Below are 17,395 nucleotides of genomic sequence, written 5' to 3'. Positions count from 1 at the left end.
TTTATTTCGCAGCTATATTGATCACTGCTAACAAAATGTAAACACTACGTAGTATTGTTAAGGAGGAGACACTCGAATGAAACCGACAATTATGATTCTTGGTACTACACACTTATCGAATCCGGGAATGGATGGTATCAATACTAAAATGGATGATGTCCTCGCGCCCAAACGTCAACGTGAGATTAAGCAATTAATCAAACAACTCAAGGCGTTTAGTCCTACCAAGATAGCAATGGAAGTGGATTTCTCACGGGATGCTGAAATCAATGCAGATTACCAAGGTTATCTGAATGGAACATATCAACTTAAACGCAACGAAGGGCACCAGATTGGCTTTCGGTTAGCAAAACAGCTGGGACATTCAAAGATATACTGCGTGGATTATTTCCGAAGCAGTAAAGACAATCCAATCTTTAGAGGCGGTATTGATAGTAATTTGATAAACACGATTGACTTTGCAAAGAAACACAATCAGGAACACCTCTTCGGATCCCATCCCAGAGATCCAGGAAAAGTTATAGTGGATGAGGATGGAACAGTCTGGATTGAACCGGAGAAATATGAGCCAATAATTGACATGCTTATACGTCTCAATCAGCCAGCATGGAGCCGGGCAAGTCAGCGAGCATATTTACATGATGCACGTGTTGGGTTAGGAGACGAATATCCAGGGGTGAATTGGCTCGCCCATATTTGGTATGTCCGGAATCTCAAAATCTTTGTGAATCTGACGCGCATCACGGAGTCTACCGATGATCGCATTCTACTGATTATCGGTGTCGGACATGTCTATCTGGTGCAGCAGTTTCTTGAGGAGTCGGGGGATTATATCGTCGAAAGTCCTCTGAAGTACTTAAAGGCAGAGGATGAAGTTCGTGAAGATTGATTTGATTGGCATCCTCGCTGCGGAAAATGGTATAATTTACCAAAGTTTTTGGATAAAGATGCCCCTGACGCTTGAGACTAAAGCAAGCACAACTTAATAGGTCGCCACAAGGTAGTAACTCAGGTAGATCAAAGATTTATCTGCAAAAAATAACAAGGAGGACCCTAAAAATGAAACCAGAGCAAGTGATAAATCAGGATCCTGAGATTCATGGAGGGACGCCCGTGTTTACCGGCACCCGTGTTCCCGTAAAGACACTCATTGATCACCTAAAAGCTGGTGAGAGTCTCGACTATTTTCTTGAAGGATTCCCTTCTGTCTCTCGGGAACAAGCAATCGCTTTTTTAGAACTCGCGCTGACCCAAGCAATTGGATCACACCCACAATAAGATCGATTCGCGTTGTGCTGTGTTGTTCCAAGGTTTACGCATTTGTGAGCCCACAATGCTATAAGGATCGCAACGAGCCAACAACATTCAGAGATTCAAAATAACATGCGCGTTCTACTTGATGAAAACTTAGACTGGCGATTGGTCCGATATTTTGATGCTGATTTTCAAGTTACGACGGTTTCTCGGCAAGGGTGGAAAGGGATGCGAAATGGCGAACTCCTTGAGCAAGCCGCAGCAGCATTTGACGCACTGGTGACAATGGACAAAGGTATCGAACATCAGCAGAACTTCCGCAAATACGCGATCGGTGTCATTCTCATCTCCGCCAGAAGCAATCGGCTTCAAGACATCCAACCTGCTATGTTGCAAGTCAATGCAGTGTTAAGAAAAATCCAACCCCGAAACATCATTCACGTAACAGTCAGTTAAAGTTCCCCAGATGCTTGTTCCCTCATTTCTTACACAAGAGGTTTCTGAGAAACCTGCTCTACCTCAAAATGCAATTTCTTGCTTTTTTTAAACCACTTACCGAAAAATCTCCCTCTTTAATTCAAAACCCAATTGGGAAATGCCTATGCGATACGATCTATTAACATACATCAATCTGACAGATGAAGACCTCATTCGGCTTACACAAGCCGGTGATGAGTTGGCGTTTACAGAACTGATGTCGCGTTATAGTCCGCGCATAGAGAAAGTTATTATCGCGAATTCGAGACAACGCCGGGACGCTGAAGAAATCCTCATGGACATCTGGAGAGCCGTCTGGGAAAATATCGGCGGACTGCGGCGCACCGAAAGTTTTGGTGGCTGGTTGCAGCGTATCGCTTACAACGCTTGTAAGAGATACTACACTTCCGGGCATCATTCGAGAAGTGAAATTCCGCACCCTGACTTAACTAATTATATTGATCAGAATGCGGTTGCACGTTTCCGAGAAACAGAACTTCTCGAAGATGTTAGAGAAGTCGTGCATCACCTACCAGATAAAGTACGCAGTGTTGCTGTGCTATACTATCTGGAATCGTGGAATATCAAAGAGATCCACGCTGAACTTGGATTGGCGATAGGGACAATCAAGACCAAATTAAGACAGACCCGTGAACTCCTGCGCAAGGAGTTCGGTGTCGAATCTGAAAGAGGGAGAACTATGTCATATAGACGTGAAGAATCCAAGCGTCTCCGACACAAAATCAAGGTTGTGGGTGTTGGCGGTGCAGGCGGAAACGCTGTCAAATGGATGATTGAAGCAGGTTTGACAGATGTTGACTTTTACGCTGTGGACGTAGTCAAGGAAGCACTTGACAAACACAATGACGCAACACCTGTGCGGATCGGTATGAACAGCACGCCAGGATATTGCGGAGCGGATCCAGAGATGGGTAAAAAGGCTGCTGAGGAGGATCGCGAGAAACTTCATTCCATCGTTGCAGATGCCGACCTCGTTTTTATTATAGCGGGTATGGGCGGGGGAACGGGTGCAGGGGCTGCGCCGCTGATTGCCTCGCTCGCTCGAAACCAAGGGGCTTTAGCAGTAGGCGTTGTGACGTGTCCCTTCAATTTTGAAGGTGAACGTCGCGCCGAAAAAGCAGAACAGGGACTGCAGGAATTTCGAGAAAATGCGGACACCGTCCATGTCGTACTAAATCAACGATTGCTTGATTCGATAGAAAACAAGCAAAAACTGAAAATACGCGAGGCGTTTCGCTTGAGTGATGAAGCACTTCTTCGCGGCGTTGAAAGCATCTCGGAATTTTATGCCAGCACGGCGCGGCATTAACACTGACATCGGTGCAGATACAGGGAGCGAAACCCAACACGCCAAAAATTATCGGAAGTTGGGTTTCGCTATCAATTTTTATAAAATGCGATTCGATTTATAGCAGATTCCGCTATTTATCACGCGATCGGTGCGGTTGGGAAACCGCACCTACCACGGAATTGCGTAAGTCGTGAGAAAAAAGATTAGTAGCCTTAGAGGAAGCGCATGAAAATAAATTTGTTAATGATTGCAGTTTTGGTATTCACGATAGGTTCTCAACCAAGAATTGCCTTAAGCGACATGACGGTAAAAAAAGAACTCACTGCCCTAAGAACAGAGCAGCCACCCACCCTTGATGGTGTTCTCAACGATACTTGCTGGCAAGATGCACCGCAAGCTACCGGTTTCACCGACGAACGCACCGAAAAACCGGCAAGGAACCAATCGGTGGGTCGGGTCGTTTATACGGACACAGCCATCTATGTCGGACTTCATCTCTACGACGATATGCCCGCTAAAATTGTGGCGCGCCAGACGAAGGACCAGACGCGCATCCGTGGAGAAGACTGGGTCTCCTTCAGTCTCGACCCGTTTCATACACATCAGTTTTCCGACAGAAATTTCTTTATTGTAAATCCGCTCGGCACAAAATACGCCCATCTTGCCACTGGACGTGCGGAGAAAAGCGAATGGATCGGGTTGTGGAAAGCCGCTGCACAGATTGTAGAAGATGGCTGGATCGTGGAGATGGAGATCCCGTGGCAGATGCTTGATTATCCAGACACAACTCAACCCGTTCGGATGGGTATCAATGTCGATAGATTCCAACAACGCACTGGGGAGCGTTCATGGTGGTGTAATTTGGGGGTCAATGAGTTTAGGGAAAACGATGGACACTGGATTGACGTACTTCCGCCGCCTCGGAAACGTGAACTTAAGTTATTACCCTATCTAATTGGGGGTATTAGTGAAACGGAAACCGATGAACGCGCGTATACCGCCCGCGCGGGAGCCGACCTCCGCTATGAAGTTACGCCACAACTGCGACTCATCGGCACAGCAAACCCTGATTTTGACAACATTGAACAAGCCGTGGAGGGTATTGATTTTTCTTATGGTGAACGCTTCGTTGCGGATCGGAGACCTTTCTTTTCGGAAGGCGGCAATGTCTATCGCCTCGGCAGTTTTTTCCATTCGCGGCGAATAATGGATATGGATGGCGGGCTTAAAGTCTTTGGAAAGATTGGCAAAAAAACTTCGGTTGGCACCCTTGGCACATATCACCGAAACAATCAAAACGTTATCCTGCAAGCTTCACAATCGCTAACAACAACATCCAATATCAGAGCAGCGTTCCTTTCAAATCATCACCGTGACACCGCAGCGAACAATGTAGGTTACTTGTCAGGCGATGTAAGATTTGACAAGTTTTCAGTACGGTCTGGCTTCGCCCAAAGCTGGGCAGACGAATCGACCGGAAGGAACGGGTACACCAATGTAATCCACCAAGGGCAACTCGTTCAGCCATATTTATCCGTATTTTTTGCGGATTCAGATTTCGTCAATCGACTCGGATACCATCCATTTACGGGTTATCGCGGTGTAAGTTTAGGGAGTTATTTCCGTAACGAGTGGCGTGAAGGATTCTTCCGTAGAGTATTCGCTTCTATCCAAAGCGAGATTTCTAATACTTACGAAGGCGAGGTCTTTCGGCGTGATCTGTCCATATCTTCACTGATCCTAACACATAGTGACTACGCGCTCGCCGCTGGCTGGAAGGGTGGGCAATTTGAAGAATTCAGCGATAGTGTTTTCAGCATCGGATTACGTGCGCGTGCTTCTGATAGATTCAATAATGTCGGTATTACCTACAATTGGGGTGAACAGGCAGGCGAAACGATTCAGCGCATCAGCGGAAATCTGAATCTCCGTGCCTATAACTTCACTGTGGGGTTGTCCTCGCAAATCCAATGGCATTTCGAGACACGCTATCAACAGATTTTAACACTCACCTATGACTTCAGTCCGGCTCTTAGCCTTGGGAGCCGGTTAATATGGCAGGCAGAGGGCGTTAATATTTACTTTGCACTGCGTCGTTCGGGTTATGCTGGCACCGACTTTTTCATCATCCTCGGTGACCCAAACGCCCAGGAATTTAAACAGCGTTTCGTTGCCAAGGTAATCCGCGCATTTTAGATTCTTTAATATTCCCACCACCTAATCTTCCATAGGGCATTTTATGAAAAAAATGCAACTGTTTTGGAACTCATTTGTAGTAACGACAACCTCACTTTATTAATAGCAAGTTTTGGTTTGCAAGCTGCGCCAAAAGAGCGGAGTTGAAACATAAAAAAAGATAAATGCCTTTGATAAATTTTTTACTATCTTTTTTATCTGAACGAACTCTATATAAGCGAAAGGGAAAACGCAAGGGTTGAGAGGTTCGGAGAATGTATCTTCTATCTCTCCATTCTCTCAAATTGGGTTCATTTGGTTTCAACACCCTTTTTCAAAATAATGCAACCTTTCGACATCTAAGGTGCGTCACTTAAATCAACGGATGTAAAATTTTAGCAAAATTGCCACTTGCAAATTCAAATGCAAGTCCTATTCTAATAAGGAGAAAAAAATGCGCTTCCTAATGATTAATCTAATCCTCGTCTGTTTGTTGCTCTTCGGCATCGGTTACCTCGCTTTCGGCTACGATGAGACTGTCGTGTCTGCTGAACCGCGCGACCCTCACACAGAGGAGAAACCTTGGGGAGCGTCTTTTGAAACATCCTACAAACGCCTCAAAACGGACACCGACTTGGATTTGAGATAAAAAGAGGTTTTTTAATAGAATTCGGGTTAAGTCAACACATCCTAAAAATAATTAACAGTGACAAATTTCAAAATAAAAAAAGGAGAAAAAAATGAAAACGCAAATTCGCCAGCAAAATGGCATCTCGATTTTGAAACCCACTGGAAAGGTGGGCGGACGTTCCGTATCAGACTTACGGGAAGTTATCTTGCCACAAATAGAGGCTTCTGATACCCCACGTATCCTCATCAATTTTGAGCAGGTCAATCGGATCGATAGTTCAGGTCTTGGCACCTTGATGGAGGCATACGCTGCTGCGTCACGAAAACAAGGACGCGTGGGGGTCATCAATGTCGGGAAACATATCAAAAATCTCATTGTTCTGAGTCGTTTGGTTAATGTGTTTGAACATTTCGACAGTGAGGACGCTGCTGTTGCTGGATTGTCAGCTTAGCTGCCGAAGTCCAGTAGAATATCCACAGGGAACTGGTTTTTTTACCGGTTCCCTTTTTTGTTGCCTGACACTCACAAAATAACCTCTAAAAAATACAGTTTTTTAATTTTTTGTCCATGATGCACGTTTTCTCATCAAACTTTCGTCTTTAATAATAGAGTGTGTAAATCGAACCGAACGGCCTAATTTTACAACACTCGGCGTTTGATTAAATCTCTCGGCGAAGGCATATATGATTCAATCTGTTCGTGAGGAGGAAGTTTCGTGGAAAGAGAAGACGATGTTCAGCTGATCCATAAAATCCTATCAGGCGATGACACTGCGTTTGGTATCTTGGTCGAAAAGTACCAAAAGAGTGTGCATGCCCTGGCATGGCGGAAGACCCAAGATTTTCACTATGCGGAAGATATTATGCAAGATACCTTCCTGAGGGCATATAACAAACTTTCGACCCTCAAGAATCCCACTCAATTTGCGGGATGGCTCCATGTCATCGCAAATCGGCTTTGCATTGATTGGATGCGAACCCAAAAGTCTGGAATGCAGTCCCTGGAGGACACACCTATTGAAGAAATCGAGAAATCCTCCTACACCCATCACATATCGGAACAGCGGATGACAGAGAGAACCGAGCGTTACCATGAACTTGTGAAAAGACTTTTGGAAAAACTGCCTGAGAATGAACGCGCCGTTGTAACACTCTTCTATCTTGACGAAATGTCAACGAAGGAGATCGGCAGATTCATGGGCGTGTCGGTGAACACAATTACGAGTCGACTCCAGCGAGCGCGAAAGCGTCTGCAAACAGATCCAGAATTCTTGAATCAAGAATTCTTTGGCCATTTAGAACTATCAGATAATATCAAGGAGAACATCATGAGTCAATTAGAAGAAATTCGCAGCAGGTTCAATGCATTCATGGAAAATGTGAAATCTGATCCTGCATCAAGAGCGGCCATTCTTACAGAAGCCTGCAACGAGATTGAAGCTGCGCTTAAGGGTGAAATTACGCCCGAATTGGTGCATCTTGCCGTCGATGAGATATACCCGTATATGGGCAAACTTGGCATGGAAAAACGGCTATCTCTACTCCGTAGGTATATGAATGATACGCTGGATAATACCGAGCGTTTCTGGGCACATAATGAGTTAATCGATAGTCTCGCTTTTCTTGGGAGAAATCGAGAAACCGCTGAAGAACACTCTCTGCTTTACCGTTGGACGTGCCGGCACTTGTCAGATAAATATGTGTTGGAGGCTGTTAAGCTGAGTGTGCATAATTGTTGGACGGCGGAAGGTCGTATTGATGACTGGATTCAACTTTATAATGAAGCCTCTGAACGTTTGGAAAGCCCTGAAGTGAGTTACTACAGTCGTGGCGAGTTCCTGCAAGTCGGAGCAGATGTCTTACGGGGCAACAACCGGTTTGATGAAGCACTCCTTGAAATAGAAAAGTTAGAACGTGCTAACAACGATCTCAGTTCGGAGCACTATTTTCAATTCTGGTTGATCGCAAAAGAAAATCGACTCCTCGTCTACGGTAGACAGGAAGATTGGGATCGTTTCGATCAAGTCTTTACGGAAGTGAATGCGTATCTGGAAGGAGAGTTGAAGAAACGGGATGCAGGTCAACCTGTAAATCTTGACCATCTTTGGTGGTTTGCTCACGATGTCGGTTGTTGTCTGTTGTGGTTGAAGAAGTATGACGAGGCGAAACGGTTCCTACAGATCGCCATTGATTTGGAAGATAGCAACCATTACGGGCACTTCCAACTTGCTGTGAGTACCTGGGCTTCTGAGAAGGATCGAGAGAAGACTTTACATCATTTAAAAATCGCTCAGGACTATTATGTGGTAACTCCCTATAATCGGGATACATACTATCCGACTTTCCTTGAGACCCCTGAATTTTCAGATGTAAAGGATGATGAAGCGTTTCTGAAGGCTCTGGGACAGAAATAAGGCAACACTAATTCGGGTGATCCTTATGAACTTTCGTGATGCTATCACGGTGGGTGTAAAGCCCCTGGTGCAAAATAGACTCCGGGCAGGATTGTCCATTCTCGGCATCTTCATCGGGATTGCAGGTGTACTGTGCATGATCGCTATCGGCGATGGCGGGAAACTTATCATCGCTCAAAACCTTGAAATGATGGGCGGTGCCAATCAGATTGCATTTTGGACACGGACTTCTATTTGGAAGGGACCGCGGCTCGTCCGGCGCACTACAGAACGATATACCCTTGAGGATGCCTCTGCAGTTGAGGCAGAATGCCCCGATGTACTGTACGTCTTGCCTAAAGTAGAAGACTTCAACACCTTTGTTAGCAACCGAAACGGGTATCAGGCGAAAGCACGTTTAGAAGGTATTACAGCAGACTACGCTCCCGGCATGGGTTGGGAAGTTCACGCCGGTAGATTCCTCTCCGACAGCGATATCGAAAACGCAAAGCAGGTCTGTGTCCTCGGCGCTAACACTGCCAGAGAGCTTTTTGGTGAGGCATCGCCCATCGGACAAGAGGTGAAACTTCGGTATCATTGGCGGCAATCGCAGATCAGGTTACGGGTTATCGGAGTGATGGCAACAAAAGGCATGAGCCTCAGCGACGCGTATTCTTTAGATGATGCGATTTCTGTGCCGTTGACAACCTATCAACAACGGGTAAAAGGCTTTCGTTATGTTGACTATCTGCTCGTCTTTTTTAGAAAAGGTGCAGAAATTGATAGTATTATTGATTCGGTTAAAAACACGCTGCGTAAAAGACACCGAGGGAAAGATGAGTTTATCGGGGTTTGGATAGCGAAACTGACGGCTCGACGACTTTTCCACATTCAAAAAGTGATGAAAATCACGTTAGGGAGCCTTGCAGGTTTCTCGCTGTTCGTCAGCGGTGTCGGCATCATGAATATCTGCCTCGTTTCTGTCGGCGAAAAGACACGGGAGATAGGTTTGCGGAAATCGGTCGGTGCGAAACGGGTAGATATCTTCTATCAGTTCTTGACAGAATCCATTTGTCTCTGTCTCTGCGGCGGGGTGCTGGGCATCGCAGGTGGTTGGGTGGCGGCGCATGGGATGGCACGGCTCGCGGTGCGGATCGTGCCAGTTGTGGATGCGTGGCCCGTCGTGTTATCCTTACCGTGGATACTCACCTCTGTTATCTTCTCAATCGTCATGGGTGTAGGTTTTGGGGTCTATCCTGCAATGCGTGCGGCACGGTTTTCACCTACTGACGCACTCCGAACTGAAGATTAATATTTATAAAGGTAGACGGAGAAATCTTTTCTTGACCGCTTTTACTAAATCTGCTATCATCCCTACAATTATTAACTAAGGAGGAGTAACCAAATGAAAACCAGAGCGTTATCAATCAGCGCGCTCGTCCTATTTATTGTAGGGACGTTAGCTGTTTCAAGCTATGCGATATTAGACCCTGATACCATTGTGGGTATATGGAAATTTGATGAAGGTAAAGGAGATACGACCAAAGATAGTTCAGAAAACGGAAATGATGGCGAGCTCAAGAATAAACCCAAATGGGTAGATGGCAAATTCGGTAAGGCACTTGAATTCGACGGCTCATCTTTTGTGGATATGGGAAACGATGAATCGCTCCAATTCGATGGGAATGTGACAATCGTTTTCTGGGTTAAACCTGAAAGCGTCAGTGCCGGTCGCCAAAACTTAGTTTGCAAGTCTTATGGCGGCGAAGGTTGCTTGACATTGGAACCAGACGGTCGATTGAGTTTTTATTGGGGTGATTGTGGTGCGAATTGTCAGCCGTATGTAGAGGTTAGAAGACCGGTCGCTGGGACTTTCGTAGATGACGAATGGATTCATGTCGCCGAGACGAGAAATGTTGACGACCGTGAATACAAGATGTACAAAGACGGTGAAGTTACTGCCGAGGATAAATGGGCGAAATGTGGGGCACACCCGTGTGGAGATTCCAGCCCCAGCAACCTTAATTTGCTCATCGGTTTCGGTTATGCCGGTCACTTCAGGGGCATCATTGATGATGTTGCTATCTTTAATGTAGTTCTCAGTGAGGATGAGATTACACAGATTATGGAGGATGGATTGGAAGAGGCGTTTGATGTCTCTCCTGCCGACAAACTCGCCACGACATGGGCACATATCAAGCGATAACGGGGCTGTACGTAAACGCATTGTTAAAGGCAAGAACACACCGTTCTTGCCTTTTTACTGTTTTCGTGTTTTTTTTTGCATTCTCATAATTCGCGTGTTATAATATATAGCGTTGCTTCGCGAGAAAGTCTGTTCTGACCGTATTTTCATTTTATGAGGGCAACCGTCATGTTTAAACGTCAATTAGACCCATTCAAACATGAAAATGTGGGGATGTTTGACCTCGCTTCCATTGGTATAACACTTGCGCTCGCTATTTGCATTGGCTATTTTGGCGGTAAGTGGATCGGTGGCAAATTAGGCAACGCAGCAATTGGATCATACATCGGTTTCGGAATAGGGGTTGCTGCTGGATTCATGGAAATGTTTCGTTCGGTTGCGCGCTGGAACCGGCGACTTTACGGTCAAAAGAAACAGGATCACTCTACCTCAGAAGAGACGCAAAATTCTGAAGGATAATACTTAACAATCCCAATCCTTTAGGTAAATCGAAAGAACCCTCGCGGTCGGGCATACCGAGAGTCTAAACGCTTGTGGAGCAGAAGTAAGACCCGAAATCACGCCAAACACTTCGGTGGGTATGGCAGGCGGGCATACTGCGACGAAGCAAGAATCCCACCGCTTTAGCTGTGGGAGCGTCAAAAAGGAGTCACTTAGATGGGGCCCGTTTTGGAAGTTGGCGACCGATTTATCCGCCAAGTCTATATCTTAACAATCTGTCTCACCATAGTCGTTGGAGCAGTGTTGTTAGGATTCAAACGTCCCGCACTCCCCAGTTTTCTTATCGGCAGCATTATCAGCCTTAGCCTCTTCTGGTCAATCGAATTCGTAGTCCGACGCCTTATCCAGCCTGGGAGAACAAATCGCACAAAGTATTTACTGGGTTTCATTGCGTTCGGTAAATATACAGTGTTGGGTGGCATACTCTATTTCCTATTTAAAACGGAGTGGATGAACATTTACGCGCTTGCAGGCGGTATTGCTTTGGTACAAGGTGCTATTATCATCAAGGCGATCGGTTTGGTGATGTCTATTCTTTCCAATAAGGGTTCCAAACCGTCGTAAGGCAGCGTTTACAAATCGACTTTGAACTGAAAAGTGCCAAGACCGCTATATTTAAGAAATACTAACAACAAAACATGAAAAAACTATCGTTTATCTGCTTGGTTGTGGGACTCAGTTTGGCAGGAGTCGCTGGAAGTTTCGCAGCCGACAACGGTCACCGCAGTTTGCTCTATCCGATTTCGCGGCTTTTACCGGATGAAATGATCCCTGAACCGACTCGGTGGCATCAGCCCGATTTAATTCCCAATACATACTTTGCTGTTCTCGTCTTAGTACTATTTTTTATTTTCGCCACCCGAAAGTTGAAACGGATCCCTGAAGGGAAAGGACAAACCCTCTTAGAGGTGTTTGTCGGGGGTATCATGGATTTCTTCGGGGGTATTTTAGGCGATCACGGCAAAAAGTACGTTCCCTTCGTTGGCTCCTTCTTCATCTTCATTCTCTTCCTAAACTATCTCGGCGTTATTCCGGGGCTTCAACCGCCAACAGCAGATTTGAATACAACGCTTGCCCTCGGTATAACGGCTGTATTAGGCGTTCAAATTATCGCTATTAAAGAGAACGGGATAGGCGGTTATCTGAAACATTTAGCGGGTAACCCGCCGTGGTTAGGGGTCTTGATGTTTCCACTTGAAGTTGTTGCACAGTTATCGCGTGCGGGTTCACTTGCTGTCCGGCTTTTCGGAAACATTTTTGGCGAAAAAGCAGTCGTTATTGAATTGACAAAACTCGGACTGATTGTGCTGATCGCAGATGCCATACCGATTATTCCGGTGCAAGTGCCGATGCTGTTCTTCGGGTTGTTTGCTGGCTTCCTGCAGGCATTCGTTTTTACCATTTTAACATCTATCTACATCGTGCTGTTCATAGAACACGGCGACGAAGCGCATGAAGCGCATCACTAATTCTGTGGGACAAGTGTAGACTGTCCCGTATCCGTCCAAGGAGGACATTTCATGATTTATTTAGCAGTGTTGGCGTTCGGTGTAACTTTAGGCTTGCCGATCGCCGTCATCTTCGCCTCAAGAGCACAAGGAAGTGCGACCAGCACGGCTCTTGAGGGTATCGCACGTCAACCCGAATCCGCGCCACAAATTCAAACTGCGATGATTATCGGTTTGGCACTCATCGAATCGCTCGTTATCTACGCGCTTTTAATGTTCTTTATCTTGCAGGCAAAACTCCCAGAAGGCGAAGTGCTTAAAGAGATGATTGATGCAGACGCGAACCGAGTCGCGACAGATGTCAGAGGCGAAAATTAAATAATACATCAGTTATCAGTTGTTAGTTTTCAGTTGATCGCTTGTGGCAGGTAAAACGCTTTTCATATCCACACGCCTTAACTGATAACTGACAACTAATAATCATTTCAAAAACAGAGTACAGTAAACTTATGCGAAACACCAAACAAGGAACTGCAAACCGTGTCCTCTATGCATGCTCGGTTATTCTGACGAGCATCTGTGTCAACAGTGCGTTCGCTGCTGATGTGCCTGCTGATGGTGGATTGTTGAGTCTGCTCGGGATTGACCCGAAGACGATTATCATCCAAGTCATTGGTTTTTTGGTTGTGCTGGCGGTACTGTGGAAGTTCGTATTTGGAAAGGTCGGTGGCCTCTTAGACGAGCGCAGAACCGGAATCGTTACGCAGTTGGAACAATTGCGGACGGATCGCGAAGAGTTGGACAGGCTCACTGCAGAGACACGCCAACGTTTAGCCGAAATTGAGACTGAAGCACAAACGAAAATCCAAGCTGCAATTGAACAAGGAAACACTGAGCGTCAAGAAATTCTTACACAAGCACGGCAAGAAGCAGAAGAGGAAGTCGCAAGAGCCAGGGCAGAGATTCAGCGTGAAAAAGACGATGCTATCTCAGAACTGCGAGGCGTTGTTGCTGAACTCGCGATTGATGCTGCCGGCAAAATCATAAGCGCGGAACTCAGCGCGGAGCGGCATCAGCATATCATTGACGCATCAATCAGTAGGCTGCCAATTTCTTAACTATTAAGTCTGGTCATCGTTCCACTACGTTTCACGATGGTTTTCGGTTAATTCCAACCGTCCCTGGGTTGTCAAGGCCTTCAGCGAATTCAATCCAGCTGCAACTTTACCAGAAACCTGCCCGAAACGAAGTGGAGGGCAGTCCAGAGGGACATAATTAGAAATATGAGAGACATTCGGGTTGCAAAACCTTATGCCCGCGCCCTATACGATGCAGCATTAGAACAGAACGCTTTGGCAGATATTGTCGCAGATATAGATCGCCTGCAAGCGTTGATTGAAGGCTCTGAGGAGTTCGTGCAATTAATTTCAAGCCCCATTCTGTCTCCGCAATTCAAAAGCGAGACGTTTGACCAGATTTTTACCGACGCGATACATCCGCTGACAATCAACTTTCTCAAACTACTTGCCCTGAAGCAACGTGAACGCTATCTCTCGGCGATAATGGATGTCTTTTCAGCAATCGTTGACGAAGCTGCTGGCAGGCTTGTCGCGAAAGTGACGACAGCCGTGGCACTAACACCCGAACAAGAGGCACAACTCATACAACACTTAGGGGCGTATTCGGGAAAACAGGTGCGCTTGGAAAGTACAATAGACGCAGAAATTCAGGGCGGATTTATTGTGCAATTAGACGACACTGTTTTTGATGCCAGTGTTGCGACCCAACTTCAACGCCTGAGACACCAACTTGCACAAGGTTCATAGTTATCGGTTGTCAGTTATCAGCTGAAAGACGGGTTCGCAACAATTTACATTTACTTGGCGTACTTCAGGAGAAGATAGATTGTTACAAGGAAACCTCTTAACTGAAAACCAAGAACTGAAGATTGACAACTATGACTCCCACAGAGGACTGAAAATATGGCAAGAGAAGTCCGACCGGACGAAATATCAAATATCCTAAAACAGCAATTGCAACAGTTTGAACAGGACGTGGATGTCTATGATTCCGGCACAGTTCTGGAGGTAGGCGATGGCATCGCGCGGGTGCATGGACTTGCCAACGCTATGGCAAGTGAAATGATTGAATTCCCGAACGACATTTACGGCATCGCTTTTAATCTCGAAGAAGACAACGTTGGTTGCGTCTTGTTCGGTGAAGACCAACTTATCCACGAAGGCGATACTGCCAAACGGACCGGACGGCTCCCGGAAGTCCCTGTCGGCGAAGCACTTCTCGGACGGATCGTCGATGCGCTTGGTCAACCGATTGACGGCTTGGGTCCCATCGAAACCGAACATCGACTGCCGGTCGAGCAAAAAGGACTCGGTATCGTTCAACGCCAACCGGTCAGTGAACCGCTCTATACAGGCTTAAAAGCCATTGATAGTTTAACACCGATTGGTCGCGGACAGCGTGAACTTATCATCGGTGATCGTCGAACGGGTAAGACGGCTATTGCACTTGACACGATTCTGAGCCAGAGAAACACAGATGTCTATTGTATCTATGTTGCCATTGGGCAAAAAGGCTCGACTTTGGCACAGGTTGCGAGTACACTCCGCGAGCACAACGCGATGGAATATACGACTATCGTTTCCGCACCTGCGAGTGAACCGTCCCCGCTGCAATACATCGCGCCTTATACGGGGACTGCGATGGGCGAATACTTCAGGGATAACGGAAAACATGCTCTGATTATATATGATGACCTGACGAAACACGCGTGGGCATACCGCCAGATGTCCCTACTCTCACGCAGACCACCAGGCAGGGAGGCATACCCGGGTGATGTGTTTTATTTACACTCACGTCTGTTAGAACGCGCAGCGAAACTCAGCGACGAATTGGGTGGTGGGTCTCTCACGGCATTGCCAATCATCGAAATCTTTGAAGGTGATTTGACGACCTACATCCCGACGAACGTTATCTCTATTACTGACGGGCAGATATATCTTACAACAGATCTGTTTAACCAAGGTGTAAGACCCGCAATTGATGTCGGTACATCGGTTTCACGGGTCGATAAAGATGCACAAGTCTCAGCCATGAAATCAGCCGAAGTTGCAGGAACTCTTAAATTAGGTCTCGCGAGTTACCGCGAAGTTGCAGCCTTTGCGCAATTTGGATCGGATTTAGATGCCTCAACGCAATCTTTGCTGCTACGCGGGGCGCGCCTCGTTGAAGTGTTGAAGCAACCGCAATACGAACCAATGCCTGTGGAGCGTGAAGTCGCTGCTATTTTCTGTGGGACGAACGGCTACTTGGACGATGTTCCAGAAGAGGAAGTCGCGCGCTTTGAATCCGAATTCCTGCAATATCTCGATAGGAACCACGCAGACCTGCTCACAGAAATTGCGGAAACAGGTGAGTTGGGTGATGAATTGCTTGAAACCTTACACAATGCAGTGAAAGCGTTCAAAGAAAACTGGGCTACTTCATAATTTGGAGTTAATACGGAGAAATGGCAACCTTACGAGAGATTCGGCGACGCATTGCGAGCATTCAGAATATTGAGCAAGTCACAGATGCGATGCGCGTCGTTGCTGCAGCACGGCTGCGTCGTGCCCAAGAAAACATTAACGCGACGCGTCCTTACGCAGACAAACTTGATACGATTCTGGGACACCTGATATCACGGGTAGACACTGAGGCTGAAGCGTTGACGCATCCGTTGCTGGAGGAACGGGAAGTGAAGCAGGTCTGTATTATTTCCGTCTCTGGCGACCGAGGGTTATGTGGTAGTTTCAATAGCAACGTCATTCGGACAACGACACAACGGGCACAGCACTACCAAGAGAGTGGGGCAGACGTGACGCTTATCTGTATTGGTAGACGGACACACGAACATTTTGCCCGACGCGGTTATGATATCACCGATGCGTACACCAACATTTTCCGCCAACTCGAATTTCAGACGGCTGTTGATGTTGTTCACGAATTTGAACACCTTTATGTTGAGAAAAAAATCGACAAAGTTGAAGTTATCTACAACAACTTTAAATCCGCCATCCTTCAGACAGTGCTCGTTGAACAACTTCTCCCGTTAGTTCCTGAGTTCCCGGAAGGCGACACGCTTTTCTTAGATTATATTTATGAACCGGGGCAAATGGAACTCTTTGAAATGTTGCTCAGTAGACATTTGAACATGCAAATGTGGAAAGTGCTTCTGGACTCGAATGCGGCGGAGCAAGCAGCACGGATGGCAGCGATGGAAAACGCTACGCAAAAGGCAAAAGAACTCATTGACGAGTTAATCCTTCAACGTAACAGAGCGCGTCAGACTCAGATTACGACAGAAATTTCTGAGATTGTAAGCGGTGCAGCTGCACTCGAAGGCTAAAGGTAATAGGCAGACGCCGTGCTATTGTAAGGAGGTTCCAGATGCCGATTAATGTCAGTGAACAGATCGAAAAGGCAATGGAACGCGGTGAATTCAAGGATTTGCCGGGTAAAGGTGAACCGCTGAAGTTGGATACAAACCCGTTCCTGACCCCACAAGCCCGAATGGCGAATCGGCTTTTGAAAGAGAACGGGTTCGCGCCGCGTTGGATTGAATTAGAGAAAGAGATTAAACAGGAAAAGGCACAACTTGAGAGACTCCTCAGAAATCTGAAAGCCCGTCGAGAGCGGTTAGCTACTTTTATAGCGCAGCATCCACACCGGCATGAAGCGGTCAGCCGGAGTTTTGAATACGAGCGTGCCCGCGGTCTTACGCGATACAGCGAGAAACTCGAAAATCTGAATAAGAAGATTCAACGCGTAAACCTCCTGATGCCGACTCGAAATCGCCAATATGGATTGACAAATAAAGAAACGGCACTCGACCGTTTCGAGGAAAACTGTCCGAGTCTATAATCTCTATAGAGATACACACGATTTGGAAATTTCCGACGAAACAAAAGGCATTTAAAGAATACGTCCAGTATTTGGAAAC

At 46.4% G+C, this 17,395-nt stretch carries 19 protein-coding genes; all 19 read left to right on the top strand.

From position 1 onward, the window contains the following. Positions 1-76 precede the first annotated feature (76 nt). The 19 genes from OXN25_10105 to OXN25_10015 all read left to right on the top strand — a co-directional run bounded on the left by OXN25_10105 (position 77) and on the right by OXN25_10015 (position 17,316). Complete coding sequence (locus OXN25_10105) at positions 77-889, top strand: DUF5694 domain-containing protein (GenBank protein MDE0425210.1); 813 nt, start codon at positions 77-79, stop codon at positions 887-889. Between the two features lie 170 nt (positions 890-1,059). Continuing rightward, positions 1,060-1,278 (top strand): DUF433 domain-containing protein, encoded by a 219-nt coding sequence (locus tag OXN25_10100; GenBank protein MDE0425209.1) that lies wholly within the window; start codon positions 1,060-1,062, stop codon positions 1,276-1,278. Positions 1,279-1,383: 105 nt separating this feature from the next. Continuing rightward, positions 1,384-1,710 (top strand): DUF5615 family PIN-like protein, encoded by a 327-nt coding sequence (locus OXN25_10095; protein MDE0425208.1) that lies wholly within the window; start codon positions 1,384-1,386, stop codon positions 1,708-1,710. A gap of 145 nt (positions 1,711-1,855) precedes the next feature. Further along, the gene (locus OXN25_10090) at positions 1,856-3,061 is read left to right on the top strand and encodes a sigma-70 family RNA polymerase sigma factor (GenBank protein ID MDE0425207.1); all 1,206 of its coding nucleotides are present in this window, start codon (positions 1,856-1,858) and stop codon (positions 3,059-3,061) included. 207 nt (positions 3,062-3,268) lie between these two features. Further along, positions 3,269-5,239: a DUF5916 domain-containing protein gene (locus OXN25_10085; protein MDE0425206.1), complete on the top strand. Its 1,971-nt coding sequence runs from the start codon at positions 3,269-3,271 to the stop codon at positions 5,237-5,239. A 433-nt stretch (positions 5,240-5,672) separates the two neighbouring features. Next, a complete protein-coding gene (locus OXN25_10080) occupies positions 5,673-5,867 on the top strand; it encodes a hypothetical protein (GenBank protein ID MDE0425205.1) in 195 nt (64 codons plus the stop codon). Positions 5,868-5,958: 91 nt separating this feature from the next. After that, the gene (locus tag OXN25_10075) at positions 5,959-6,300 is read left to right on the top strand and encodes an STAS domain-containing protein (protein ID MDE0425204.1); all 342 of its coding nucleotides are present in this window, start codon (positions 5,959-5,961) and stop codon (positions 6,298-6,300) included. A gap of 264 nt (positions 6,301-6,564) precedes the next feature. Then, complete coding sequence (locus tag OXN25_10070; protein MDE0425203.1) at positions 6,565-8,262, top strand: RNA polymerase sigma factor; 1,698 nt, start codon at positions 6,565-6,567, stop codon at positions 8,260-8,262. Positions 8,263-8,287: 25 nt separating this feature from the next. Further along, entirely contained in the window at positions 8,288-9,553 is a 1,266-nt protein-coding gene (locus tag OXN25_10065; GenBank protein MDE0425202.1) for an ABC transporter permease, read from the top strand. Between the two features lie 93 nt (positions 9,554-9,646). Further along, on the top strand, positions 9,647-10,447 hold the full coding sequence (locus tag OXN25_10060) for a LamG domain-containing protein (GenBank protein MDE0425201.1): 801 nt from the start codon (positions 9,647-9,649) through the stop codon (positions 10,445-10,447). A gap of 168 nt (positions 10,448-10,615) precedes the next feature. Then, positions 10,616-10,906, top strand: a complete 291-nt coding sequence (locus OXN25_10055) for an AtpZ/AtpI family protein (protein ID MDE0425200.1) — start codon at positions 10,616-10,618, stop codon at positions 10,904-10,906. Between the two features lie 198 nt (positions 10,907-11,104). Further along, positions 11,105-11,512: an ATP synthase subunit I gene (locus OXN25_10050; protein ID MDE0425199.1), complete on the top strand. Its 408-nt coding sequence runs from the start codon at positions 11,105-11,107 to the stop codon at positions 11,510-11,512. A 74-nt stretch (positions 11,513-11,586) separates the two neighbouring features. After that, positions 11,587-12,417, top strand: coding sequence for a F0F1 ATP synthase subunit A (gene atpB, locus OXN25_10045; GenBank protein ID MDE0425198.1), 831 nt, complete (start codon positions 11,587-11,589; stop codon positions 12,415-12,417). Between the two features lie 51 nt (positions 12,418-12,468). Further along, complete coding sequence (atpE, locus tag OXN25_10040) at positions 12,469-12,774, top strand: ATP synthase F0 subunit C (protein MDE0425197.1); 306 nt, start codon at positions 12,469-12,471, stop codon at positions 12,772-12,774. Between the two features lie 131 nt (positions 12,775-12,905). Beyond that, positions 12,906-13,514, top strand: coding sequence for a F0F1 ATP synthase subunit B (gene atpF, locus OXN25_10035; GenBank protein ID MDE0425196.1), 609 nt, complete (start codon positions 12,906-12,908; stop codon positions 13,512-13,514). A 165-nt stretch (positions 13,515-13,679) separates the two neighbouring features. After that, the gene (atpH, locus tag OXN25_10030; protein MDE0425195.1) at positions 13,680-14,222 is read left to right on the top strand and encodes an ATP synthase F1 subunit delta; all 543 of its coding nucleotides are present in this window, start codon (positions 13,680-13,682) and stop codon (positions 14,220-14,222) included. Positions 14,223-14,378: 156 nt separating this feature from the next. Beyond that, on the top strand, positions 14,379-15,902 hold the full coding sequence (gene atpA, locus OXN25_10025; protein ID MDE0425194.1) for a F0F1 ATP synthase subunit alpha: 1,524 nt from the start codon (positions 14,379-14,381) through the stop codon (positions 15,900-15,902). 20 nt (positions 15,903-15,922) lie between these two features. Beyond that, complete coding sequence (atpG, locus tag OXN25_10020) at positions 15,923-16,801, top strand: ATP synthase F1 subunit gamma (GenBank protein ID MDE0425193.1); 879 nt, start codon at positions 15,923-15,925, stop codon at positions 16,799-16,801. A gap of 41 nt (positions 16,802-16,842) precedes the next feature. Further along, complete coding sequence (locus OXN25_10015) at positions 16,843-17,316, top strand: DUF1992 domain-containing protein (GenBank protein ID MDE0425192.1); 474 nt, start codon at positions 16,843-16,845, stop codon at positions 17,314-17,316. Positions 17,317-17,395 lie beyond the last annotated feature (79 nt).

Source organism: Candidatus Poribacteria bacterium (genome assembly GCA_028820845.1).
In the GTDB taxonomy this organism is placed as follows: Bacteria; Poribacteria; WGA-4E; order WGA-4E; family WGA-3G; genus WGA-3G.
The sequence above is the reverse complement of the archived record's forward strand: the minus strand, read 5'-3'. Positions and strand labels throughout refer to the sequence as shown.

Bases quoted from the DNA above. Each gene is read 5' to 3' on its own strand.
- atpG (MDE0425193.1), top strand. From the start codon at position 15,923: ATGGCAACCTTACGAGAGATTCGGCGACGCATTGCGAGCATTCAGAAT.
- OXN25_10065 (MDE0425202.1), top strand. From the start codon at position 8,288: ATGAACTTTCGTGATGCTATCACGGTGGGTGTAAAGCCCCTGGTGCAA.
- OXN25_10090 (MDE0425207.1), top strand. From the start codon at position 1,856: ATGCGATACGATCTATTAACATACATCAATCTGACAGATGAAGACCTC.
- OXN25_10055 (MDE0425200.1), top strand. From the start codon at position 10,616: ATGTTTAAACGTCAATTAGACCCATTCAAACATGAAAATGTGGGGATG.
- atpF (MDE0425196.1), top strand. From the start codon at position 12,906: ATGCGAAACACCAAACAAGGAACTGCAAACCGTGTCCTCTATGCATGC.
- OXN25_10080 (MDE0425205.1), top strand. From the start codon at position 5,673: ATGCGCTTCCTAATGATTAATCTAATCCTCGTCTGTTTGTTGCTCTTC.
- atpA (MDE0425194.1), top strand. From the start codon at position 14,379: ATGGCAAGAGAAGTCCGACCGGACGAAATATCAAATATCCTAAAACAG.
- atpB (MDE0425198.1), top strand. From the start codon at position 11,587: ATGAAAAAACTATCGTTTATCTGCTTGGTTGTGGGACTCAGTTTGGCA.
- OXN25_10060 (MDE0425201.1), top strand. From the start codon at position 9,647: ATGAAAACCAGAGCGTTATCAATCAGCGCGCTCGTCCTATTTATTGTA.
- OXN25_10085 (MDE0425206.1), top strand. From the start codon at position 3,269: ATGAAAATAAATTTGTTAATGATTGCAGTTTTGGTATTCACGATAGGT.
- OXN25_10105 (MDE0425210.1), top strand. From the start codon at position 77: ATGAAACCGACAATTATGATTCTTGGTACTACACACTTATCGAATCCG.
- OXN25_10015 (MDE0425192.1), top strand. From the start codon at position 16,843: ATGCCGATTAATGTCAGTGAACAGATCGAAAAGGCAATGGAACGCGGT.
- atpH (MDE0425195.1), top strand. From the start codon at position 13,680: ATGAGAGACATTCGGGTTGCAAAACCTTATGCCCGCGCCCTATACGAT.
- OXN25_10075 (MDE0425204.1), top strand. From the start codon at position 5,959: ATGAAAACGCAAATTCGCCAGCAAAATGGCATCTCGATTTTGAAACCC.
- OXN25_10095 (MDE0425208.1), top strand. From the start codon at position 1,384: ATGCGCGTTCTACTTGATGAAAACTTAGACTGGCGATTGGTCCGATAT.
- OXN25_10100 (MDE0425209.1), top strand. From the start codon at position 1,060: ATGAAACCAGAGCAAGTGATAAATCAGGATCCTGAGATTCATGGAGGG.
- OXN25_10050 (MDE0425199.1), top strand. From the start codon at position 11,105: ATGGGGCCCGTTTTGGAAGTTGGCGACCGATTTATCCGCCAAGTCTAT.
- atpE (MDE0425197.1), top strand. From the start codon at position 12,469: ATGATTTATTTAGCAGTGTTGGCGTTCGGTGTAACTTTAGGCTTGCCG.